23 protein-coding genes and 1 riboswitch are annotated in these 22680 nt (G+C 70.2%); of the genes, 12 read left to right on the top strand and 11 right to left on the bottom strand.

Translation table 11 applies throughout. The annotated features are described in order from the left end of the window. Nucleotides 1–76: 76 nt before the first annotated feature. Both ACWD02_RS26125 and ACWD02_RS26130 read right to left on the bottom strand, forming a co-directional pair. Nucleotides 77–304 carry a hypothetical protein gene (locus ACWD02_RS26125; protein WP_451214856.1) on the bottom strand — a complete coding sequence of 76 codons (228 nt, stop codon included), beginning with the start codon at nucleotides 302–304 and terminating at the stop codon, nucleotides 77–79. Then, the gene (locus tag ACWD02_RS26130; RefSeq protein WP_451214857.1) at nucleotides 301–513 is read right to left on the bottom strand and encodes a hypothetical protein; all 213 of its coding nucleotides are present in this window, start codon (nucleotides 511–513) and stop codon (nucleotides 301–303) included. Before ACWD02_RS26130 ends, ACWD02_RS26125 begins: the two co-directional genes overlap by 4 nt. Nucleotides 514–628: 115 nt before the next feature. Here ACWD02_RS26130 and ACWD02_RS26135 point away from each other — a divergent pair, with 115 nt between their 5' ends. From ACWD02_RS26135 to ACWD02_RS26150, 4 genes are all read left to right on the top strand, one after another. Next, complete coding sequence (locus tag ACWD02_RS26135) at nucleotides 629–1471, top strand: helix-turn-helix domain-containing protein (protein WP_451214858.1); 843 nt, start codon at nucleotides 629–631, stop codon at nucleotides 1469–1471. Next, complete coding sequence (locus ACWD02_RS26140; RefSeq protein ID WP_451214859.1) at nucleotides 1452–1724, top strand: DUF397 domain-containing protein; 273 nt, start codon at nucleotides 1452–1454, stop codon at nucleotides 1722–1724. Before ACWD02_RS26135 ends, ACWD02_RS26140 begins: the two co-directional genes overlap by 20 nt. Nucleotides 1725–1954: 230 nt before the next feature. Further along, nucleotides 1955–2824: a hypothetical protein gene (locus ACWD02_RS26145; RefSeq protein WP_451214860.1), complete on the top strand. Its 870-nt coding sequence runs from the start codon at nucleotides 1955–1957 to the stop codon at nucleotides 2822–2824. 294 nt (nucleotides 2825–3118) lie between these two features. Continuing rightward, nucleotides 3119–4354, top strand: a complete 1236-nt coding sequence (locus tag ACWD02_RS26150) for an esterase/lipase family protein (protein WP_451214861.1) — start codon at nucleotides 3119–3121, stop codon at nucleotides 4352–4354. Between the two features lie 100 nt (nucleotides 4355–4454). Here ACWD02_RS26150 and groL read toward each other — a convergent pair whose 3' ends face one another. The 4 genes from groL to thrC all read right to left on the bottom strand — a co-directional run bounded on the left by groL (nucleotide 4455) and on the right by thrC (nucleotide 8738). Beyond that, nucleotides 4455–6080 (bottom strand): chaperonin GroEL, encoded by a 1626-nt coding sequence (groL, locus tag ACWD02_RS26155; RefSeq protein ID WP_055551550.1) that lies wholly within the window; start codon nucleotides 6078–6080, stop codon nucleotides 4455–4457. A 325-nt stretch (nucleotides 6081–6405) separates the two neighbouring features. Continuing rightward, nucleotides 6406–6609: a cold-shock protein gene (locus ACWD02_RS26160; RefSeq protein ID WP_005315736.1), complete on the bottom strand. Its 204-nt coding sequence runs from the start codon at nucleotides 6607–6609 to the stop codon at nucleotides 6406–6408. Between the two features lie 434 nt (nucleotides 6610–7043). Further along, the gene (locus ACWD02_RS26165; protein WP_361194437.1) at nucleotides 7044–7319 is read right to left on the bottom strand and encodes a MoaD/ThiS family protein; all 276 of its coding nucleotides are present in this window, start codon (nucleotides 7317–7319) and stop codon (nucleotides 7044–7046) included. A 102-nt stretch (nucleotides 7320–7421) separates the two neighbouring features. Further along, on the bottom strand, nucleotides 7422–8738 hold the full coding sequence (thrC, locus tag ACWD02_RS26170; RefSeq protein ID WP_451214862.1) for a threonine synthase: 1317 nt from the start codon (nucleotides 8736–8738) through the stop codon (nucleotides 7422–7424). 17 nt (nucleotides 8739–8755) lie between these two features. Further along, nucleotides 8756–8890: riboswitch (SAM riboswitch) on the bottom strand. Nucleotides 8891–9059: 169 nt separating this feature from the next. On the opposite strand from thrC, the gene ACWD02_RS26175 reads away from it, so the two are divergent. The 3 genes from ACWD02_RS26175 to ACWD02_RS26185 all read left to right on the top strand — a co-directional run bounded on the left by ACWD02_RS26175 (nucleotide 9060) and on the right by ACWD02_RS26185 (nucleotide 11825). Beyond that, complete coding sequence (locus ACWD02_RS26175; protein WP_451214863.1) at nucleotides 9060–10004, top strand: glucosyl-3-phosphoglycerate synthase; 945 nt, start codon at nucleotides 9060–9062, stop codon at nucleotides 10002–10004. An 89-nt stretch (nucleotides 10005–10093) separates the two neighbouring features. Then, on the top strand, nucleotides 10094–10372 hold the full coding sequence (locus ACWD02_RS26180) for a hypothetical protein (protein WP_451214864.1): 279 nt from the start codon (nucleotides 10094–10096) through the stop codon (nucleotides 10370–10372). A 49-nt stretch (nucleotides 10373–10421) separates the two neighbouring features. Beyond that, complete coding sequence (locus tag ACWD02_RS26185; protein ID WP_451214865.1) at nucleotides 10422–11825, top strand: alpha,alpha-trehalose-phosphate synthase (UDP-forming); 1404 nt, start codon at nucleotides 10422–10424, stop codon at nucleotides 11823–11825. A gap of 125 nt (nucleotides 11826–11950) precedes the next feature. Here ACWD02_RS26185 and otsB read toward each other — a convergent pair whose 3' ends face one another. Genes otsB through ACWD02_RS26200 form a run of 3 tightly spaced genes read right to left on the bottom strand, consistent with a single transcriptional unit; the run spans nucleotide 11951 to nucleotide 14376 of the window. Beyond that, the gene (otsB, locus tag ACWD02_RS26190) at nucleotides 11951–12811 is read right to left on the bottom strand and encodes a trehalose-phosphatase (protein WP_451214866.1); all 861 of its coding nucleotides are present in this window, start codon (nucleotides 12809–12811) and stop codon (nucleotides 11951–11953) included. 16 nt (nucleotides 12812–12827) lie between these two features. Continuing rightward, complete coding sequence (locus ACWD02_RS26195; RefSeq protein WP_451214867.1) at nucleotides 12828–13100, bottom strand: DUF3263 domain-containing protein; 273 nt, start codon at nucleotides 13098–13100, stop codon at nucleotides 12828–12830. Between the two features lie 10 nt (nucleotides 13101–13110). After that, a complete protein-coding gene (locus ACWD02_RS26200; protein ID WP_451215001.1) occupies nucleotides 13111–14376 on the bottom strand; it encodes an ABC transporter substrate-binding protein in 1266 nt (421 codons plus the stop codon). Between the two features lie 132 nt (nucleotides 14377–14508). On the opposite strand from ACWD02_RS26200, the gene ACWD02_RS26205 reads away from it, so the two are divergent. The 5 genes from ACWD02_RS26205 to ACWD02_RS26225 all read left to right on the top strand — a co-directional run bounded on the left by ACWD02_RS26205 (nucleotide 14509) and on the right by ACWD02_RS26225 (nucleotide 19675). Then, the gene (locus ACWD02_RS26205) at nucleotides 14509–15402 is read left to right on the top strand and encodes an SIS domain-containing protein (RefSeq protein ID WP_451214868.1); all 894 of its coding nucleotides are present in this window, start codon (nucleotides 14509–14511) and stop codon (nucleotides 15400–15402) included. Nucleotides 15403–15543: 141 nt separating this feature from the next. Then, nucleotides 15544–16524 (top strand): ROK family protein, encoded by a 981-nt coding sequence (locus tag ACWD02_RS26210; protein ID WP_451214869.1) that lies wholly within the window; start codon nucleotides 15544–15546, stop codon nucleotides 16522–16524. Then, complete coding sequence (gene nagA / locus ACWD02_RS26215) at nucleotides 16524–17666, top strand: N-acetylglucosamine-6-phosphate deacetylase (protein WP_451214870.1); 1143 nt, start codon at nucleotides 16524–16526, stop codon at nucleotides 17664–17666. The genes ACWD02_RS26210 and nagA overlap by 1 nt, the downstream gene beginning before the upstream one ends. A gap of 157 nt (nucleotides 17667–17823) precedes the next feature. Then, a complete protein-coding gene (locus ACWD02_RS26220; protein WP_451214871.1) occupies nucleotides 17824–18756 on the top strand; it encodes a 1-phosphofructokinase family hexose kinase in 933 nt (310 codons plus the stop codon). Between the two features lie 67 nt (nucleotides 18757–18823). Continuing rightward, complete coding sequence (locus ACWD02_RS26225) at nucleotides 18824–19675, top strand: class II fructose-bisphosphate aldolase (protein WP_451214872.1); 852 nt, start codon at nucleotides 18824–18826, stop codon at nucleotides 19673–19675. A 37-nt stretch (nucleotides 19676–19712) separates the two neighbouring features. On the opposite strand, the gene ACWD02_RS26230 is transcribed toward ACWD02_RS26225, so the two are convergent. Together ACWD02_RS26230 and cdgB are read right to left on the bottom strand one after the other, a co-directional pair. Beyond that, the gene (locus ACWD02_RS26230) at nucleotides 19713–20702 is read right to left on the bottom strand and encodes a carbohydrate-binding protein (RefSeq protein WP_451214873.1); all 990 of its coding nucleotides are present in this window, start codon (nucleotides 20700–20702) and stop codon (nucleotides 19713–19715) included. A gap of 75 nt (nucleotides 20703–20777) precedes the next feature. After that, nucleotides 20778–22451 carry a diguanylate cyclase CdgB gene (gene cdgB / locus ACWD02_RS26235; protein WP_451214874.1) on the bottom strand — a complete coding sequence of 558 codons (1674 nt, stop codon included), beginning with the start codon at nucleotides 22449–22451 and terminating at the stop codon, nucleotides 20778–20780. Nucleotides 22452–22680: the final 229 nt, after the last annotated feature.

Genomic DNA, 22680 nt, shown 5'->3' on the forward strand with positions numbered 1-22680 from the left:
ACATCAGGAACTCCGCACGTTGCGGGTAGCACGAGCGGATGTCACCGTGCGCCGCGGAATCCGCGGAGCGCGGTGCTCAAGGCAAGCGCCCCTCCCGATTGATCAGCCGCACGCGCTCCCGCAGCACCTCGCCCGGCGGCGCATGCCCGATCTTCTCCGGCGGACAGTCCCACTCCCGTCCACCGCCGAGCGGCCTGAGATGTACGAGCCCGCCCTCGCACCCCATGACCAGCCCCACGCTGCCGTCCCGGTGATCGACGGCGTACGTCCCCGCCTCCGGCACGTCCGGATCGTCGTCGTTCACCGTGGGCCCTCCAGTACGGCGGCGAGCCGCAAGGCGGTGTCGAGGTTGCAGCGCCCCAACTCCACCAGCGGCAGCGCTCCTTCGGCCGCCGCCGTCAGCGGGTCCATCCGCAGGGACGGCAGCGAGACCCCGGCCCCTTCGAGGCTCGCTCTCAACTGCCGCACGGCCTCCTCCGCCGCCCGCACCCGTTCCTCCGCCGTCAGCGCCATGCGCCCCGCCTCTCACACCGAGTGTTGCTCATTCCTCACTAAGCGTGTCCGGTCCTGCGTAGCCTGAGAAGCAACGGCGTCCCAACAAACCGGCTTGTTGGATGAGGAGTTGCTGATGACACGCCCCAAGGACCTCGACCCCTCGTCGAACCCTCGCGCCCTCCTCGGCTGCGAGCTCCGTCACGCACGGGAGCGGAAGGGGATGAGCCAGGAGTCCCTGGGCGCGCCACTCTTCGTCAGCGGCTCCTTCATCGGCCAACTGGAGGCGGGTACGCGGCGTATGCACTTGGAGTACGCCCAGCACTTCGACGAGGTGCTGGATACGGGGGGCTTCTTCGCCCGCAACTGCAGGGCTATGGCGAAGTCGAAGTACCCGGATCATTTTGCGGAGGCGGCGGAGGCGGAGGCGGTGGCTACCCAGATCAGGGAGTACGCGCCTCAGCTGATCCCGGGGCTGTTGCAGACCAAGGCGTACGCGCGGGCAGTGTTCTGCGACGGCCGCCCCACCGCGACGGATGACGAGATCGATGAGTTGGTGGCTGCGCGACTGGAGCGGGCCCATCTGCTCGACGACCCAACAACGCCTTTGTTGTGGAGTGTCCTTGACGAGGCCGTGTTGCGTCGGGAGGTTGGCGGCCCGGCCGTGATGGCGGAGGTTCTGCGGCACGTCGCGGCGTTCGGACGGAGGCGTCGGGCCATCGTGCAGGTGCTTACGTTCAACGCAGGAGGCCACATGGCGCTGGAAGGCCCACTCAAGCTGATGGCCTTCGAGGACGCACCCCCACTCGCGTACCTCCAGGGCTTGGGAACAGGGCGACTGCAGGATGATCCGGCCGCAGTCGCCCACTACGACCTGACCTACGACCTGATCGGGGCAAGCGCACTGTCACCGCATGAATCCCTGGCTCTGATCGAGTCCGTGGCGCAGGATTACGAGCATGGAGAACAACACCCGTGAGTACGAGTACGACCTGAACGCAGCCGTCTGGCACAAGTCCAGTTACAGCGGCGGCGAGGGCGGCAACTGCCTGGAGATGGCCCGCTGGCGCAAGTCCACGTACAGCGGCGCCAGCGGCGGCGACTGCCTCGAAGTAGCCGACGGTCACCCGAACCTCGTCCCCGTCCGTGACTCCAAGAACCCCACCGGCCCGAAGCTCGTGTTCCGGGCCAAGACCTGGTCCGCGTTCGTCACGAACCTCAAGGCCGGCTAACCCCGGAGCTCAAGCCACCAGCCCCGAGCCCTCTTTTCAAGGAACGGGAGGCGGGCCTCAACCCGCCCTCCCTCCCTTGGAGTTGGCACAGTCGATCACTTTCGGAGTTCGACTTGCCACGCAACGTGACGACGCTCTACGGTGCCCGATTAACGAACAAAAACAACCCCCGCCCGGTGCTGGAACACCTGCGGGGGTTTAACCATCAAGATCGAAACGAGCCTCGATCCATGGCTGACGCCAAGCTTAGTACCGCCTTCCGCCCTGCGCACGCAGACCCGCACCCCATGGCCAATCCGGGTTACGGCAAGCGCTCCGCCCCAGGCCAACTCCCCCGGACAAACGACGACTTCTCTCACCTGCCGCCCCGCGAGGCATCGGTCGCAGCCAGCCTCGACCGGCTCCCGGACGGCGCGGACATCTCCGTGAAGACCCTGGCCAAGCACCTCCCGTACGGGCAGTGCGCTCTCCGTACCGCCCTCAACAGGCTGCAGGACGCAGGCCACTTGCGGCGCGGCAGCGAACACGTACGCGGATCAGGCAGCGCCCGCTGGGTCACCCGAACGTGGTTCTCCCGTACCGCGCGGGACGACGCCTGGTGGGCGACGTTCACGCGAGGCGAGGTACCGGAACCACACACGAGCGGCCCGCAACGCCCCACCCGGAGCCGGGCCCTCGTCCTCCTGGCGGCGCTCGGCCGGACAGCCCCCGCGCTGCCCCTCTCGTACGCGGACTGCGTCGCCCTGGAGCCGCAGCTCACCGAGTGGTTCGCGCGCGGCGCGACGGAGCCGGACGTACTCCGGGCCCTGACAGCGGGGCTCCCCACCCCCGTGCACAGCCCGGCGGCCCTGGTCCGCAGCCGCCTCACGACGAAGCTCCCGCCGGAACCCGTGCCACGCCCCGCACTCCGCGTCCTGGAGTGCGGAAGATGCGGCACCCCCGGCCGCCCCGAGGCCCTGCCAGGCGGCACCTGCGGCCCGTGCCGGGGCGAGTCCGGCCCCGCACGGCCCGCGACGCACCTGCCACCCGCAGCGGTCCGTGCCCACGCGGCGGCGGCCCGAGCCGCCGCCAACAGCGCATCGGAAGGGGCACACGCATGACCGCTGAGCCGCCCCTCCCCCGGTCACCTTCGGGACATACTTCCCCGCCCCCAACGGGCGGAAGCTGACCGAGTCGGACACCGCCCCGGCACACCCGTAACCGCCACGCGTCCCCTTGCCCCGGCCGGCGGCCCGGCATCCCCGTGCGGCACACGCGAAAGCAGCCAACACGCACTTGTCCGAAAGGCCCCCGCTCGTCCGGTGAAACCCGGTGACCGCCTTTCCGGCGGCTACCCCTCGTGTCGAAGATGGCACCTGCCGTCATCGAAGCAGCACAACCGGAGGGGACCGTTCATGACCGAGTCCAACGAGCCCACAGAACAACAGATCTCCGAGGCCTTCGGAGCCGCCGCCCACATCACGCTGGCCCCCGGCCCCAAGGAGGCCACCGAGGCCGCACCCACCCCCGACCAGGAGTGGGCGTTACCCGGCGGCAGGGCCTGGGTGTACCTCGCCAACTCCAAGCACGGTCTGACCAGGCCCGTCATCCTCAGCGACGGCTTCAACAGCGGGCCCAGCGACCTGGACCTCTTGTGGGAGGGACTGGAGCGAGGCCGGTACCCGTTCGTCAGCGAGCTGCGGAACCGCGGATACGACCTCATCCTGCTCGGCTACGACGAGCGCAGCGCGTCGATCCTGGAGAACGCCAAGACGGCACGCTCGGCGATCCAGGAGGCCATCGCGCGGCGCACCGGCGACCACCCGCTGACCGTCGGCGGCTTCAGCATGGGCGGCCTGATCACCCGGTACGCGCTCGCCAAGATGGAGCACGAGGACATCGACCACGAGACAGCGGTCTACCTGTCCTGGGACAGCCCGCACAACGGCGCCTGGATCCCCATCGCCCTCCAGTCGTTCGCGCACTACATCCGGCGGCTCAACGCGGCGTTCTCGAACCAGATGAACAGCCCGGCCGCGCGCCAGCTCCTGTGGCAGCACATCTCCGAGTGGGACGACAGCCCCGAGACCGACAAGGAGCGCGTCGAGTTCCTCGCCGAGCTGGAGCGGGTCGGCGGCTGGCCCCGCCGCCCGCGGAAGATCGCCGTCGCCAACGGCGTGCGTACCGGCGTGGGCAACGGCATCGCCCCCGGCGAGCGGGCGTTCCACGGCAAGGGCCTCGCCATCACCGGCACCCACCTCTACACGCAGCCCGCGGGCGAGGAGAAGCTCGTCGCGCAACTGCGGGTGGTGACCCTGCGCAAGCCGCAGATCCGCACCTCGGGCCTGCCCGAGATCGACGGCGCGCCGGGCGGCACCCTGGAGGGCTTCGGCATCCTCGCCGACGAGCTGAACAAGATCCCGGCGATCATCGGCCTCGGCTCGGAGGCCGAGATCCGCGCGCACTGCTTCGTCCCGTCCGTGAGCGCGGTCGCCCTCCGCGACATCGACACCCAGGAGAAACTGCACGACCCGTTCCCGGAGAACTCCGAGGACAGCGACCTGGACGAGTACCTCTGCGCCACCCACAACGAGGCCCACACCCTGGTCACGGAGGAACTCTCCAGCTGGCTCCTGGAGCGCCTGCCGTAGTCGGCACCGCTGGCTCCGGAAAACGCCCGAGGGCGGCACCCCTTCGTGAGAAGGAGTGCCGCCCTCGGTACGTACGGGACGTCGATCAACCAGAGGTCGATCAGAAGTCCATGTCACCGCCCGGCATGCCGCCGCCGGCCGGGGCAGCGCCCGCCTTCTCCGGCTTGTCGGCGATGACGGCCTCGGTGGTGAGGAACAGCGCGGCGATGGACGCGGCGTTCTGCAGGGCAGAGCGCGTGACCTTCGCCGGGTCGAGGATGCCCTCGGCGATCATGTCGACGTACTCACCGGTCGCGGCGTTCAGGCCGTGGCCGACGGTCAGGTTGCGCACCTTCTCGACGACGACACCACCCTCGAGGCCGGCGTTGACCGCGATCTGCTTCAGCGGGGCCTCAAGGGCCAGCTTCACAGCGGCGGCACCGGTGGCCTCGTCACCTTCGAGCTCAAGCTTCTCGAAGACAGCGGCGGCCTGGATGAGGGCCACGCCACCACCGGCGACGATGCCCTCTTCGACGGCGGCCTTCGCGTTGCGAACGGCGTCCTCGATGCGGTGCTTGCGCTCCTTGAGCTCGACCTCGGTCGCGGCACCGGCCTTGATGACCGCAACACCGCCGGCGAGCTTCGCCAGGCGCTCCTGCAGCTTCTCGCGGTCGTAGTCGCTGTCCGAGTTCTCGATCTCGGCGCGGATCTGGTTGACGCGACCCTGGACCTGGTCGCTCTCACCGGAGCCGTCGACGATCGTGGTCTCGTCCTTGGTGATGACGACCTTGCGGGCGCGGCCGAGCAGGTCGAGACCGGCGTTCTCCAGCTTGAGGCCGACCTCCTCGGAGATGACGGTGCCACCGGTGAGGATGGCGATGTCGCCGAGCATGGCCTTGCGGCGGTCACCGAAGCCCGGGGCCTTGACGGCGACGGACTTGAAGGTGCCACGGATCTTGTTGACGACCAGGGTCGACAGGGCCTCGCCCTCGACGTCCTCGGCGATGATCAGCAGCGGCTTGCCGGACTGCATGACCTTCTCGAGGAGCGGAAGGAGGTCCTTCACGTTCGAGATCTTCGAGTTCACGATCAGGATGTACGGGTCGTCGAGCGACGCCTCCATACGCTCCATGTCGGTGGCGAAGTACGCCGAGATGTAGCCCTTGTCGAAGCGCATGCCCTCGGTGAGCTCAAGCTCGAGCCCGAAGGTCTGCGACTCCTCGACGGTGATGACGCCTTCCTTGCCGACCTTGTCCATCGCCTCGGCGATGAGCTCGCCGATCTGGGTGTCGGCGGCGGAGATGGAGGCGGTCGAAGCGATCTGCTCCTTGGTCTCCACGTCCTTGGCCTGCTCGAGCAGGGCGCCCGAGACGGCCTCGACGGCCTTCTCGATGCCACGCTTGAGGGCCATCGGGTTGGCACCGGCGGCTACGTTGCGAAGGCCCTCGCGGACCAGCGCCTGCGCCAGGACGGTCGCGGTCGTCGTGCCGTCACCGGCGACGTCGTCCGTCTTCTTCGCGACCTCCTTGACCAGCTCGGCGCCGATCTTCTCGTACGGGTCCTCGAGCTCGATCTCCTTGGCGATGGAAACACCATCGTTGGTGATCGTGGGGGCACCCCACTTCTTCTCGAGGACGACGTTGCGACCCTTGGGGCCCAGGGTCACCTTGACGGCGTCGGCGAGCTGGTTCATGCCGCGCTCGAGGCCGCGCCGTGCCTCCTCGTCGAACGCGATGATCTTGGCCATGTGAAGTGGTCCTCCCGGACAGGGGTGGCATGCTTCCGGATCGCGCCAGCGCCCGCGACGGACGGCCTGCAAGCCTTGTGGTTCCTTGCCCCACCCGGCCTGCGGGCCTCACCGACCCGATCCAAGTTCTGTCACTCTCACTGGGAGAGTGCTAAGCCCAATGATTAGCACTCGACCCCTGCGAGTGCAAGCGCCTCTCATGGATCGCGGACGCGGGAGGGGGCGCGCGGCCAGAAGTGCGCCGCGGACGCACGAGGGGCCCACACCCCTGTCGGGATGCGGGCCCCTCGTCACTCGCTAAGTTCGCTGGCCGATCGCGCCGAGATCAGACGGCGAGCTTGACCATGTCCGCCTGCGGACCCTTCTGGCCCTGCGAGATCTCGAACTCCACTCGCTGACCTTCTTCAAGGGTGCGGTAGCCGTCCATCTGAATCGCGCTGTAGTGGACGAAAACATCCGCACCACCGTCGACCGCGATGAAGCCGTACCCCTTCTCCGCGTTGAACCACTTGACGGTGCCCTGAGCCATGCCTAACTCCCCTATTACTGGCCCTTGCACGGACCCGCACTTCGCGGACCCGGGTCAGACCTCACCCCCCCAATGGGTTGTGGAGGCGTGCGCCGGAACGCGTCGACCGCGGCTGAATGTATCTGTCCAACTGCCCTCTGCAACAGGTCAATCGGACGAGAATTCTGGGCACGCCTGATCGGTAATATGCGGAGAATTCACCGGAGTTCAGGGCAAGTCGGGCCAGACAAATGCCACGGGAAGGGCAAATGGGCAGTGCACTTTGGCTACTTCTTGTCGCCCTCGGGGCGACTTCGTATATGCGCTCGGCACAAACGGGGAAGCTCGTTTCCCAACTGTACCGCGCTCAACCACATGGAATTGCCCCCTCCGCTTCTCTCGCGGAGGGGGCAACAAGGATTACGCAGGGTATTTCCTTAAAGAATCAACCAGGCTCAGCCACCCGCGACGGCGGGGATGATGGAGATCCCCGCGCCGTCCGGCGTCGCGGTCTCCAGGCCCTGCTCGAAGCGGACGTCGTCGTCGTTCACGTAGACGTTCACGAAGCGCCGCAGCTTGCCCTGGTCGTCCAGGACGCGGGCGGCGATACCGGCGTGGTTCTTCTCCAGGTCGGCGATGACCTCGGAGAGGTTCGCCCCCTCGGCGGCGACCTCGGACTGACCGCCGGTGTAGGTGCGAAGAATGGTGGGGATGCGGACGTTTACGCTCATGGATTCACCTCGGGGTGCGTGGGGCCCCTTCAGGGGCGCGGGGAACTGCGCGACCAGCCACAACGGTCCGCAGGCGGAAAGAAGGCTCAGGCCCTACGGCGGCTAACCGGCAAGACCAGCGGAGCGAAACGCGTCAAGGCTGGGCTTGATCGTCGCCGTCGCCTGAGACGTCTCGGCAACGGCGTCGAGGGTCTTGAGCCCATCGCCCGTGTTCAACACGACCGTGGTCAGCGAGGGATCGATGAGCCCCGCATCGAGCAGCTTCTTCGTGACGCCCACGGTCACGCCGCCCGCGGTCTCCGCGAAGATCCCTTCCGTGCGAGCGAGAAGCTTGATCGCGTCCACGACCTGCTCGTCGTTCACGTCCTCCACCGCACCGCCCGTGCGACGCGCGATGTCCAGGACGTACGGCCCGTCGGCGGGGTTGCCGATGGCGAGCGACTTGGCGATGGTGTTCGGCTTCTGGGGGCGCACGACGTCGTGCCCGGCCTTGAAGGCGGTGGACACCGGCGAGCAGCCCTCGGCCTGCGCCCCGAAGATCTTGTAGGGCTTGTCCTCGACCAGACCCAGCTGGATGAGCTCCTTCAGACCCTTGTCGATCTTCGTGAGCTGCGAGCCCGAGGCGATCGGGATGACCAGCTGGTCGGGAAGGACCCACCCCAGCTGCTCGCAGATCTCGTACGCGAGGGTCTTGGAACCCTCGCCGTAGTACGGCCGCAGGTTCACGTTCACGAAGCCCCAGCCCTCGCCCAGCGGGTCGCCGATGAGCTCGGAGCAGAAGCGGTTCACGTCGTCGTAGTTGCCCTCGATGCCGACGAGCTCGCCGCCGTACACCGCGGCCATGACGACCTTGCCCTGCTCCAGGTCGTGCGGGATGAACACGCAGGAGCGGAAGCCGGCGCGGGCCGCGGCGGCACCGACGGCGCCCGCGAGGTTGCCGGTGGAGGAACAGGAGAGCGTGGTGAAGCCGAAGGCGCGCGCGGCCTCGATGGCCTGCGCGACGACGCGGTCCTTGAAGGAGTGCGTCGGGTTGCCGGAGTCGTCCTTGACGAACAGCTTGCCCTGCTCGACGCCGAGCTCACGGGCGAGGTTGTCGGCCTTGACGAGCTTGGTCCAGCCGGGGTTGATGTTCGGCTTCTCGGCGACGTTCGCCGGGACGGGAAGGAGCGGGGCGTAGCGCCAGATGTTGTCGGGGCCGGCCTCGATCTGCTTCCTGAGCGCCTCGGGGTCACCGGTCGGCAGGTCGTACGCCACTTCGAGCGGGCCGAAACAGGCCTGACAGGCGAAGATCGGGCCGAGGGCGTAGAGCTCGCCGCACTCGCGGCAAGAGAGGCCCGATGCGGGGCCGAGGTCCACGGAACCCGTGGAAGCCTGGGTGGAAGGGGTGGTGTCGTTCGTTGCGACAGTCTGCGCAGCCATGGAGGCGAGGCCCTTTCTCCTCATCTTCCCCGCGACGAATTTCGCCGCGAGACGGAATTGGCACCTTCCCCACCGAGACCTCGCGTGCGCGGTCGGCGGGATGGTTGCCGGGGCTTCAACGGGCCGTATCCCTCTGCCCCTCTGGATGAGCGGTATGGCGCCGGGGGCTTCAGGGGCCCCAGGGCATTTGTCGCGCGATGACCCCGGCATGCGATGGTCATCGGCGTTGTTCAAGACTGTAACCGACGGCCTGGACCCTTGAGATAGTCGTCCGAACCGCGAGATGGATCACATGTAGGCCACACACAGGAGGAGCCACCCGTGCTGGAAGAGGCCGAGCGCTGGCTGACCAGGCGTTCCTGGTCCGTTGCCGACCGTCCGCTCAGCGCGCTCGTCGCCGCCAAGCGGGCGTCGGGGACCTCGGTGAGCGTCGTGCTGCCCGCGCTCGACGAGGAGGGGACGGTCGGCGAGATCGTCGCCGAGATCCGCCGTGAGCTGGTCGAGAAGGCCGCTCTCGTCGACGAGCTCGTGGTGATCGACTCCGGCTCGCGGGACCGTACGGCCGAGGTCGCCCGGAAGGCGGGCGCGCGGGTCGTGCACCGGGACGTGATCCTGCCGCGCATCCCGGCCGTGCCCGGCAAGGGCGAGGTCATGTGGCGCTCGCTCCTGGTGACCGGCGGTGACATCGTCGCGTTCGTCGACGCGGACCTGCGGGAGTTCTCGGCGGACTTCGTCACCGGCATAGTGGGCCCGCTCCTGACCGAGCCCGACGTACACCTCGTGAAGGCGATGTACGACCGTCCCCTGGGTGAGACCGCAGGTCAGGGCGGCCGGGTCACGGAGCTGATGGCGCGCCCGCTGCTGAACATGCACTGGCCCCAACTGGCCGGATTCGTCCAGCCGTTGGGCGGCGAGTACGCGGCGCGCAGGTCCCTCCTGGAGCGGCTGCCGTTCCCCGTCGGTTACGGGGTGGAGCTGGGGCTGCTCGTCGACGCGCTGCACACCGTGGGCCTCGACGCGCTCGCGCAGGTCGATGTCGGGGTGCGCAAGCACCGGCACCAGGACGGGCAGGCGCTCGGCCGGATGGCGGCGGCGATCTACCGGACGGCGCAGCTGCGGCTCGCGCGCGGCCATCTCGTACGGCCCGAGCTCACCCAGTTCGAACGGGGCGAGCAGGGGTTCGAGCCGCGGACCCATTCGGTGGACACGGAGGAGCGGCCACCGATGAGCGGCATCGCGGAGTACACGGCTCGCCGCGTGGCGTAACCGCCCCAAGCCGGGCATTTTGTCTACATTCCCCACTTATGTGGGTCAGACAAGCAGTGGGAAGCGCGCTACGCGTCGGTGCCGTGGCCTTGGCGACGGCCACCCTCGCGGCAGGAGCACTCGGCGCGTCCGCGGCGTCCGCGGCCACGGCGTCCGCCGCCGCACCGACGATCGGCCACGCCGAGGACATCTCCCGGTGGGCGCAGGCGCGGCCCGAGCCCCCGGAACAACAGGGCGCGCCCGTCCCCCGGGGAGAACTGGCCAAGTCGGGCAGCGACTCGGACACGATGCTGTACGCGGGACTGGCGATCTCCCTGTGCGCCCTGGGAGCGCTGGCGGTGGCGGCCGCGAGGAGCAGGCGCGACTAGGGCCCTTCGGACGTGTTTGAGCCCCCGCCCCAGGGGCTAGGTTCGCCTCATGGTCTCCGAGCACGCCTCCGCCCAGGTCCTCGTCGCGTCCAACCGCGGCCCCGTCACGTACACCCTGGAGGAGAACGGGGAACTGACGGCCAAGCGGGGCGGAGGCGGACTCGTCTCCGGGCTCAGCGCGATCGGCGACTCCGGCGGCGACGACGCGGCCCTGTGGGTCTGCGCGGCGCTCGGCGACGGCGACCGCGAGGCCGTACGGCGCGGAGTCGGCGAGCCCGGCGTGCGGATGCTCGACATCGACCCGCGGGTGCACGCGGACGCGTACAACGGCATCGCGAACTCGGTCCTGTGGTTCGTCCACCACATGCTCTACCAGACCCCGCTGGAGCCGGCCTTCGGCCCGGAGTTCCGGGCGCAGTGGGCGGCGTACGAGACGTACAACCAGGCCTTCGCCGAGGCACTCGCCGAGAGCGCCGGAGCGGACGCGGCGGTCCTCGTGCAGGACTACCACCTCGCCCTGGTGCCGGGAATGCTGCGTGAGCTGCGCCCCGACCTGCGCATCGGCCACTTCTCGCACACGCCGTGGGCGCCGGTGGACTACTTCCGGATGCTGCCGGACGACGTCGCGGAGCAGCTCCTTCGCGGCATCCTGGGCGCCGACCGCGCGGCGTTCCTCACCGGGCGGTGGGCGGACGCGTTCCAGGAGTGCTGCGTCGCCGTCCTCGGCGGTACGTCCGGTACGCGGATCGGGGTGCACGGGCTCGGGGCGGACGCGGACTTCCTGCGGGAGCGGTCGCGGCGGGCGGACGTGGAGGAACGCCTCGTCGCGCTGCGGGAGCAGATCGGGGGCTCCGGCGACCGGAAGGTGATCGTCCGGGTGGACCGGACGGAGCTGTCCAAGAACATCGTGCGGGGAATGCTCGCCTACGGGGAGCTGCTGGAGTCCCGCCCCGAGTGGCGGGAGCGGGTGGTGCACGTCGCCTTCGCGTACCCCTCGCGGCAGGACCTCCCGGTGTACCGCGAGTACACGGCGGAGGTGCAGCGGGTCGCCGACGAGATCAACTCGCGCTTCGGGGTGGAGGGCTGGACCCCGGTCGTCCTGCACGTGAAGGACGACTTCGCACGCTCGCTCGCGGCGTACCGCCTGGCGGACGTGGCCCTGGTGAACCCCATCCGGGACGGAATGAACCTGGTGGCCAAGGAGGTCCCGGTCGTCTCGGACGACGGGTGCGTTCTTGTCCTGTCCCGGGAGGCGGGGGCGTACGAGGAGCTGGGCGAGGACGCGGTCGTCGTGAACCCGTATGACGTCACGGGGACGGCTGTCGCGCTGCACGCGGCGCTGACCATGCCGGAGGCGGAGCGGGCGGAACGCACGAAGCGCCTCGCGGCGGCAGCCACGGCACTGCCCCCGGCCCAGTGGTTCCTGGACCAGCTGCGGGCGCTGCGGGCCTGAGCCTGATGCCTTGGGCACGGCCTCAAATGCCGGACGGGCTGATTCTTCAGCCGTCCGGCGTCTGAGGACGCTCCGTCGCAGCCGGAATTCGGGAAGAGGCGGGGCTGGGGACAAAACCCCGTTGATCAGCCGAGCCGCGAGGCAATCGCACCCAGCAGCTCCACCACGCCCCCCGGACCGTCGACCACCACGTCAGCCCGCTCGGCAAGCTCCGCCACCTCCGCGCTGCCGCTGCACACCAGCAGCCCCCGCACCTGATCCGAGCGCAGCTTCTCCACGGCCGCGAACGCGGGCAGGTCGCCCAGGTCATCGCCCGCGTAGAGCACCGTCTCCGCGCCGACCTCGCGCACGTAGTCAGCGAGGGCCACGCCCTTGTCCATGCCCGGGGGCCGCAACTCCAGGACCAGACGGCCCGGTTCGACGATGAGGCCGTGGCGGGACGCCAGCTCGGCCAGCGGCTCACGCAGCGCCTCGAACGCGGCCTGCGGATCGGCCGCACGCCGGGTGTGGACGGCGACCGCCCGGCCCTTCTCCTCTATCCACGTACCGCGCCACGCGCCCATCGTGTCCAGGAAACCGGGCAGTTCGGCGCGCACGGCCGCCACACCGGGGTGCGGCTCCGCCGCGTGCACGGTGGACGAGACGGCGTCCCAGCGCTCGGCGCCGTAGTGCCCGAGCACGACGAGGTGTTCGAGGCCGGGCACGCCCGCGAGGCCGCCGTAGCGCACCGCCACACCCGCCGGGCGCCCGGTGACGACCGCGACGGAACACACCTTCGGCGCGAGCGCGGCGAGGGCGGGGACGGCGCCGGGGTGGGCGCGGGCCTGCTCGGGGTCGGGCACGATCGCGGCGAGCGTGCCGTCGAAGTCGAGCGCGATCACGGCCTTCCCGGGGCGCGCGAGCAGCGCGGCGAGGCCCTCGCGCCCGGCGGCGGTCACGGGCTCGGGCAGCTCGGGAGAGTACGTCGAGTACACAGGGTCACCCATGGGCCCGACCCTACGCTCAACGCTCCCCGCGCCGGGACTCCCTGACCCGCCGAAGCCGGTTGACGGTGACCGGATCGTGCGCGAGGGCGCGGGGATCGTCGAGCAGGGCGTTCAGGAGCTGGTAGTAGCGGACCGGCACCAGGCCGAGCTGCTCGCGCACGGCCCGCTCCTTGGCGCCGGGACCGGTCACCCAGTCACGGCGCTCCAGGGCGAGGATCGCGCGATCACGCTCGGAGAGCCCGGTGTCGTCCGGGAGTCCAGGGAGTCCGGCGCCGTCATCGTCCGTCATACCGGCCACGCTATTCCGAGTTCTCCTCGGTGGCCGCCTTGGTCTGGATCTGGCTGAGGATCGACGCCGGATTGCCGTTCGTGTCGACTGCCTTGCCGATGTACTTCTTCACCTGGACGGACACCTGCGCCCAGGACGTCTTGCCCACGGGATACAGCTGCGAGGTGGGCAGCTCGTCGAGGAACTCGGCGAGCGCCTTGTCGTTCTTGTTGCCCGTCATCTCCTCGGCGGCGGAGTTCGTGACCGGCAGCAGGTCGTACTCGCGCGAGAAGTCCAGGACGTTCTTCGTGCTGTAGGCGAAGTCGAGGAACTTGCCGATCTCCTCGCCGTTGCCGCGCTGCTTGAAGGCCATCATCCAGTCGGCGACACCCATCGTGGCCTGCGCGTGGCCGTTCACCCCGGGCATCGGCACCATGCCGTACTTCACGCCCTTCTTCGCGGCCATCTGCATCAGCGTGGGGTGGCCGTTGAGCATGCCGACGTCGCCGCGCGTGAAGGCGGCGAAGGCCTCGGCGCGGTCGAGCTTGGCGGGGGGCGTGGCGCCCGTCAGGCCCTTGCCGACGAGCTCGTCCTTCAGCCAGGTGAAGGTCTTCACGTTCTGCGCGGAGTCGATGTCGTACGTGCCGACGTTGTCGGTGTAGCCGCCGCCACCGCTGAGCAGCCACTGCATCGTCTCGGCCTGCGCCTCTTCCTTGCCGAGCGGCAGGGCGTAGGGGATCTTCACGCCGCGCGCCTTGAGCGTCTTGGCGGCGGCCGCGAGCTCGGTCCAGCTCTGCGGCGGGGTGAGACCGGCGTCCTTGAAGATCTTCTCGTTGTAGAAGAGCAGGCGCGTGGAGGAGGCGAACGGCATGCCGTACTGGACGCGCTTGACCTCGCCCGCCTCGGAGAGGGGGGCCATGAAGTCGGCCTGGGTGGAGATCGAGACCAGGTCCTCGGTGCGGTACAGCTTGTCCGCCGCTGCGTAGTCGGCGTACGCGCCGATCTGGGCCATGTCGGGGGCGTCGCCCGCCTTGACCATTTCCTTGACCTTGCGGTCGACGTCGGTCCAGGAGTAGACGCTGACGTCGACCTTGATGCCGGGGTTGTCGGCCTCGAACTTCTCGGCGATCTTGTCCCAGTACTTCTGGGAACTGTTGGCCTTGGAGTCGCCGTAGTCGGCGGCCACCAGCTTGAGGGTGACGTCGCCGGAGTCGCCCGGACCGCCGCAGCCGGCGAGCACCGCCGCCATGCCAAGTACGGCTATCGCCGCGGTCAGTCCTGTCGCGCGCCGCTGCACAGCTGTTCCCACCCTCGATGATCTACGTGAACTGCGATTTTCCCTCGCGTATGGACACGAGGTCTACACCACCTCAGTATCGCTTGTGCAACGGCGTACCACTGACAGCCCACCGGCAAGGAGTCTCGACGCATGTCGCGTACCGCAGCAGAGATAGCAACTCAGCCCGCCTGCTGGCACCGGGCGGCCGAGGCCGCTCTCACCTTCGACGGGCTGCCCCAGCCGGGCGAGCGGGTCGCCGTCACCGGGTGCGGGACGTCGTGGTTCATGGCCATCGCGTACGCGGCGCTGCGGGAGGCCGCGGGGCAGGGCGAGACGGACGCGTTCGCGTCGTCGGAGTTCCCGGCGGGGCGGAAGTACGACCGGGTGGTCGCCATCACCCGCTCCGGCACGACGACGGAGGTCCTGGAACTCCTCGGCGAGCTGAAGGGCACGGTCCCGACCACGGCTCTCACCGCCGACCCTAAGACGCCGATCATGGACGCGGCCGACTCGGTGGCGGTCCTGGACTGGGCGGACGAGGAGTCGGTCGTCCAGACCCGCTTCGCCACGACCGCGCTCGCCTTCCTGCGGGCCGGGCTCGGTGACATCCCCGGCGTGAAGTCGGTCGCCGACGCGGCGGTGGACGCGGAGCTCGCGGTGTCGGAGCCGTTGCCTCCGGCGGTTGTGGCGGCTGAGCAGTGGACGTTCCTGGGGCGTGGCTGGACGTACGGTCTGGCCCTTGAGGCCGCGCTGAAGATGCGGGAGGCCGCAGGCGCCTGGACCGAGTCGTACCCGGCGATGGAGTACCGCCACGGGCCGATCTCCATCACCGGCCCCGGCCGGGTGGCGTGGATGTTCGGCGTGCTTCCCGAGGGGCTTGCGGGGGATGTCGCCCGGGTCGGCGGCGAGCTTGTCGCCCGCGAGGAGGCCGACCCCCTCGCGGACCTGATCCGCGCCCAGCGCCTCGCGGTGGCCCTCGCGGAGTCCCGCGGCTACGACCCGGACCACCCCCGCAACCTGACGCGAAGCGTCATCCTGAGCTAGCGGCCGACTTCGGGGTGCACAGGTGGGCGGGCGGAAACATCGCCGCGAAGCGGCGGTTTTGGGGCCCCGCCCACCGCGGGTGCCCGGCGATTGGCCGAAGTGGACTAGACCTCTCGCGGCGGAGGCGCGACACTGTCCCCCGTGAGACACGTCATCGCCCTCGATGTGGGCGGCACCGGAATGAAGGCCGCCCTGGTCGGAGCGGACGGCACGCTCCTGCACGAGGCGCGGCGAGCCACCGGCCGTGAACGCGGGCCCGATGCCGTGGTCGAGTCCATCCTCGACTTCGCCGCCGGCCTCCGCGCCCACGGGATCAAGGAGTTCGGGGAGCCCGCCGCCGCGGCCGGCGTCGCGGTCCCCGGCATCGTCGACACCGAGCGGGGCATCGCGGTCTACGCCTCGAACCTCGGCTGGCGCGACGTACCCATGCGGGAACTGCTCAGCCACAGGCTGGAAGGCGCACCCGTGGCCCTCGGCCACGACGTCCGCACCGGCGGCCTCGCCGAGGGCCGGATCGGCGCGGGCAAGGGCGCCGACCGGTTCCTCTTCGTACCCCTGGGCACCGGCATCGCCGGAGCCATCGGCATCGGCGGCGGCATCGAGCCCGGCGCCCATGGCTCGGCGGGCGAGATCGGCCACATCATCGTGCGCCCCGGCGGCCCACCCTGCGGCTGCGGCCAGCGCGGCTGCCTGGAGCGCCTCGCCTCCGCGTCGGCGGTGAGCGAGGCCTGGGCGGCGGCCAGCGGCGACCCCGAGGCGGACGCCGCGGACTGCGCGAAGGCCGTCGAGTCGGGCGACCCACGAGCACGGCAGGTCTGGCAGAACGCCGTCGACGCGCTCGCCGACGGCCTCATCACGGCCCTCACCCTCCTGGACCCGCACACTCTGATCATCGGTGGCGGTCTGGCCGAGGCCGGGGAAACCTTGTTCACACCCCTGCGGGCGGCCATGACGGACCGCATCGTCACGTTCCAGACCCAGCCCCTCATCGTCCCCGCCGCCCTGGGGGACACCGCCGGGTGCCTGGGCGCGGGCCTGCTCGCCTGGGATCTCCTCGAAGGAACCGACCCCGCACCCGACCCCGACCCCGACCCCACCCAATCCACGGAGGTAACCGCCTGATGGCCACTAGCAAGGTCCTCGCCGGTGCTCAGGTGGTCCTGCCCACCGGGACCCTTTCCAACGGCCGTGTGATCGTCGACGGCACGCGCGTGGCGGGGAGCGCTCCCGCCGACGCCGAGACCATCGACCTGCCCCCCGGCCACTGGGTCGTCCCCGGCTTCGTGGACATCCACACCCACGGCGGCGGCGGCGCCTCCTTCACCTCCGGCACGGTCGACGACGTGCTCAAGGGCGTCCACACGCACCGCCTGCACGGCACGACCACGCTCGTCGCCTCCACCGTCACCGGCGAGATGGACTTCCTCGCCCAGCGGGCGGGCATGCTCAGCGAGCTGGCCGAGCAGGGTGACATCGCGGGCATCCACTTCGAGGGCCCCTTCATCTCGCCGTGCCGCAAGGGCGCGCACAGCGAGGTGCTCCTGCGCGACCCGGACCCCGCCGAGGTCCGCAAGCTGATCGACGCGGCCCGCGGCCGGGCGAAGATGCTGACGCTGGCCACCGAGCTGCCGGGCGGCATCGACTCCGTACGCCTCCTGGCCGAGCACGGTGTGATCGCGGCCATCGGGCACACGGACGCCTCGTACGAGCAGACGGTGCAGGCCATCGACGCGGGCGCCACCGTCGCCACGCACCTCTACAACGCGATGCCGGGCCTCGGGCACCGCGAGCCGGGCCCGATCGCCGCGCTCCTGGAGGACGAGCGGATCACGGTCGAGCTGATCAACGACGGCACGCATCTGCACCCCGCCGCGTTCGAGCTGGCCTTCCACCACGCGGGCGCGGCCCGCACCGCGCTCATCACGGACGCGATGGACGCGGCGGGCTTCGGCGACGGCCGGTACATGCTCGGCCCGCTGGAGGTCGAGGTGAAGGACAGCGTCGCGCGCCTCGTCGAAGGGGGTTCGATCGCGGGCTCCACCCTCACGCTCGACCGCGCGTTCAAGCGCTCGGTGACCGTGGACGGGCTGCCGGTCGACGACGTCGTACGGGCCATCTCCGCCAACCCGGCCAAGCTCCTCGGGATGTACGACGAGATCGGCTCGCTCGAACCCGGCAAGGACGCCGACCTGGTGGTTCTGGACGCGGAGTTCGACCTGAAGGGCGTCATGCGCAAGGGCGAGTGGGTGCTTGCGCCCAATTAGGCCCAACTGGGGTGATTTCACCACCCGTTGAAGAGACAACGAAGAGAAGGCGGTTGGCCCGGACCCCTGGGCCAACCGCCTTCTCTTTGGCATGATCAGCCCCGGAAAGAGACGGGCGGCAAGCGCGTCCCGAAGCGAACTCGGGGGTGAGTGACGAGTGATCCTCACAGTGACGCTGAACGCGGCCCTGGACATCACCTACCGCGTCCCCGCCCTCGTCCCGCACGCATCGCACCGCGTCACCGAGGTCATCGAACGCCCCGGCGGCAAGGGCCTGAACGTCGCCCGCGTACTGGCCGCCCTAGGCCACGACGTGACGGTGACCGGCTTCGCGGGCGGCGACACGGGCCGCGTCCTGCACGAGCGCCTGACGCGCGAGCCCCGCGTCACGGACGCCCTCGTGCCCGTCGCGGGCGCCACCCGCCGCACGCTCGCCGTCGTGGACGCGGCGACCGGCGACACCACCCAGCTGAACGAACCGGGACCGGCGGTGTCACCCGCCGAATGGACCGCGTTCCAGGCGTCGTACGAGGAGTTGCTGCGCCGGGGCGCCGCCGCGGTCGCGCTCTGCGGAAGCCTGCCCCCGGGGGTCCCGGTCGGCGCGTACGCGACGCTCGTACGGGCCGCTCGCGCCGCCAAGGTCCCCGTGCTCCTGGACACCAGCGGCGAGGCGCTGCGCCGTGGCGTCGCCGCCCGCCCCGACATCGTCAAGCCGAACGCCGACGAACTGGCCGAGCTGACCGGTTCCCACGAGCCCGCCCAGGCGACCCGTGACGCCCGCCGCAGGGGCGCGCACGCCGTGGTGGCGTCCCTGGGCGCCGAGGGCCTGCGTGCCGTCACTCCTGAGGGCACCTGGCAGGCGGCACCGCCCGCCCGCGTGCGCGGCAACCCGACGGGCGCCGGTGACTCGGCGGTGGCGGGTCTGCTCTCCGGCCTGGTCGAGGAACTCCCGTGGCCGCGGCGCCTCGCACGGGCCGTGGCACTGTCCGCGGCGACCGTCGAGTCCCCCGTGGCGGGCGAGTTCGCACTCCCGACGTACGAAGACCTGCTCGCGCGGGTCGCGGTGACCGGGGAGGCCACCGCGGCGTGAGATCACGCGTCACCGCGTGGGCGACGCACAACGGGCCGTGCAGGCCCAGGAATTGGGGACATTCATCGTGCCACTCGTATCCACCGGCGACCTGGTTTCCGACGCGCGCGCCAACGGGCGCGGAGTCGCCGCGTTCAACGTGATCACGCTGGAGCACGCGGAGGCGATCGCCGCGGGCGCCGAGCAGGCGGGCTCCCCCGCGATCCTCCAGATCTCCGAGAACGCCGTGAAGTTCCACGGCGGCAGCCTGTCCGCCATAGCGGCGGCGGCAGCGGCGGTGGCCCGCACCTCGTCGGCCCCGCTCTCCCTGCACCTGGACCACGTCATGGCCCCGGAGCTGCTGCGGGCCGCGCACCCCGAGGGCTTCAGCTCGGTGATGTTCGACGCGTCGAAGATGCCGTACGGGGAGAACGTCAAGGCGACGGCGGACGCCGTGCGTTGGGGCCACGAGCGGGGCATCTGGATCGAGGCCGAGCTCGGCAAGGTGGGCGGCAAGGAGGGCGAGGCCCCCTTGGACGCGCACGCGCCGGGCGTGCGGACGGACCCCGCGGAAGCGGCGGCCTACGTGGCCGACACGGGTGTCGACGCCCTCGCGGTGGCGGTGGGCTCCTCCCACGCGATGACGGAGCGCACGGCGGCCCTGGACCACGAGTTGATCGGTGCCCTCGCGGCGGCCGTGCCCGTGCCTCTCGTGCTGCACGGCTCAAGTGGCGTACCGGACCACGAGATCCGGCAGGCCGTCGCGTCCGGCATGGTGAAGATCAACGTCGGCACGGCCCTCAACACGGCGTTCACGGGCGAGGTGCGCGCGTACCTCGCCGCCCACGACAAGGGCGTCGACCCCCGGAAATACCTCGCCCCGGCTCGCGAGGCGATGGCCGGGACGGTGGCGGGGTTCCTGGGGCTCCTGGGGCCCTGAAGCAGCCCCAGGAGCAACCCCGGAAGGGGCGGACGGCTCAGCCGTTGCTGCCCTCCACGAGCCACATCTTGTCGATGTTCGCCCCGGTCGTCCCGCACAGGTCGCTCTGGGCGCAAGTGAGCGTGATCGCGTTGGTGCCCTTGGTGAGCTGGACCACCGCCCAGGTGTTCGTCCAGCCCTTCGCCCAGTCCCCTTCCTCCGCGTTGGCGAAGTTCTTCATGTTCAGGGGACGGGTCTGCTTCTTGCCGTTGACCAGGATGGTGGCGTTGGAGTCCTTGCCGGGGACGCCGTAGTTCACGCGGAGGCTGTACGAGCCGGCCTTGGGGATGCCGTTGACGGTCCACGTCACCTGGGCGCCGACCTTGTCGAACCCGGACACGTAGGTGCCGCCGTCGGACTCCGCGCCCTCGATGTCCGAGGCCGTGGTCGTGCCGCCCTCCAGCTTCAGCGCTTTCGCGTCCGTCTTCGGGAGGTCGGCGGCAGGCTTCTCGGGCTTCTTCGTCGGCTTCTCGCTGGGCTCGACCGTCTCGGCCTGGGTGGAGCCGCCGCCCGCTTCCTTCTTGCCGCCCTCGTCGTCGCCGCCGCCGAACATCATCGCGGCGCCGATCCCGATGGCGACGACCGCGACGACCGCGATCGCGGCGATCAGGAGGCCCTTGGTGTTCGGGCCGCCGCCACGACCGCCGGAGCCGCGGGACGCCGGGGTGTACTGCGGCGTGGTCGGGGCCCCGCCGGGCTGTGTCTCCGGAGCGGCGTAGTGCGCGTTCGGCTGGCCGTACGCCTGCTGCTGCGGCGGCACCTGCTGGCCGTACGTGGGCGCGGCCTGTGTGCCGTAGGTGTTGGGCCGACGGTCGCCGACCGCGCGCACGTGGTTGTACGAGGACCGCGGACCGGGGTACCCGTAGCCGCCCCCGCCGCTGGGCGGGGTGGCGCCGGCCGCCTGTCCGTCTTCGTACAGATAGCCGAACGGATCGTCGTCGCCCTCCGGCGGGTTCGGCGTGTGTTCGCCGTTGTTGCCGGGCGTCATTCCCTGGTCACTCCCTCATGTCGCTGACCGGGGGAGCCTACCCGCTCCGGGTGAGACCACGGGGTGGCGTTTGCCTCATCCGGCACGCCTGTGCTGCTTGGCACGTGACCGCTTCTCCACGTACATCCGCTGGTCAGCGGAGTGCAACACCTCGTCGGCCGACATCCCGCAGTGTGCCCACCCGATGCCGAAACTGGCACCGACCCGGACCGCCCTGCCGTCCACCCGGATCGGCGGGATGATCGCGTTCCGCAGCCGCACCGCGAGGTCCTGGGCGTCGGCGCGGCCGAGCCCGTCGGCCAGGACGACGAATTCGTCACCCCCGAGCCGCGCGACCGTGTCCCCGTCGCGGACACCGCTGGTCAGCCGCCTGGCCACCTCAATGAGAACCGCGTCACCCGTGTGGTGCCCGAAGCGGTCGTTGATCGACTTGAAGCCGTCGAGGTCGCAGAAGAGCACGGCGAGGCCCTTCGTGCCGTCGTCCGTGTCCCCCTGGCCCTCGGGGGGCGCGACGGTGTGCACGTGATGGTCGAAGCCCTCGGCGCCCTGCTGGAGGGTGTGCGCGTTCTGCGAGCCGTAGTCGAAGCTGTGCCGGCCCTCCGCGTCGTACACGCCGTCGTATGCCGCGTCCAGCGAGTCCACCGCGCTCGGCTGGCCCGCGTGCGGCCGCCTGCAGAGCCGGGAGCTGAGGCGGGAACGCAGCTCGGCGGAGTTCGGCAGGCCGGTGAGGGAGTCGTGCGAGGCGCGGTGCGCGAGCTGGAGCTCGCGGCGCTTGCGCTCCTCTATGTCCTCGACGTGGGTGAGGAGGAAGCGCGGCCCGTCGGCGGCGTCGGCGACCACGCTGTTGCGCAGGGAGACCCAGACGTACGTCCCGTCGCGGCGCGCCAGGCGCAGCTCGGCCCTGCCGCCCTCGGCGGAGGTCCGCAGGAGGGTGCCGATGTCCTCGGGGTGCACCAGGTCGGAGAACGAATAGCGGCGCATCGCGGACGCGGGGCGGCCGAGCAGGCGGCACAGCGCGTCGTTCGTGCGCAGGATGCGGCCGTGCTGGTCGCCGCCCATCTCGGCGATGGCCATGCCGGAGGGCGCGTACTCGAAGGCCTGGCGGAAGGATTCCTCGCTGGCCCGCAGCGCCTGCTGCTCGCGCTCCAGGCGGACCAGGGCGCGCTGCATGTTGGCGCGAAGGCGGGCGTTGCTGATCGCGATGGCGGCCTGGAAGGCGTACATCTGGAGGGCCTCGCGGCCCCAGGCGCCGGGCCTGCGGCCGTTGCGGGGCCGGTCCACGGAGATCACGCCGAGCAGTTCGCCGCCGGCCGCGCCCGTCGCGTACATCGGGGCGAAGAGCCGGTCCGCGGGGTGCCACTCGTCCTCGAAGCGGGGCTCGGGGCCGTCGGTGTACCACTGCGGGACGTCGTCCTCGTCCAGGACCCAGCCCTCGGTGTACGAGATGAACCGCAGGGCGCCCCATGCCTCGCCCATGGAGAGCCGCTTCTCCCAGGCCTCGCGGGAGCCGACCCGGCCGGTGATGAGGGCCTCGGCGGCGGTGTTGCCCGCGAAGGCGGCGACCACGAGGTCGCCGTCAGGGCGCACGAGATTGACGCACGCCAGTTCATAGCCAAGGCCGTTGACCACGCCGTCGGCGACGGTCTGCAGCGTGTCCGCCAGGCTCCGGGCCGTATTGAGATCCGCCACCACCTGATGCAGCTGCCGCAGGGTCGCAAGACGGACGTACGGCTCCGACTCGGTCTCCATTGCTCGCTCTCCCCGAGACCTCGACAGCAACTCCAGGATTCGCAGCGCCCTTAGTGTTCTCGTCGTACCTGAGTTCTCTCAGTGTCTGATTGCCACCGTCACTGAATCACAGCGAGCAGCTCACTCGGTACACAGGGTCAACAAAATATGGGTCCTGTGACTCAAGTCACAGGTGGGAAGCCTTCGTTGGTCCAGTCCACTTGCCCGACGCACGGCTCTTCACGCCCCG

The organism is Streptomyces sp. NPDC002853, assembly GCF_053591915.1.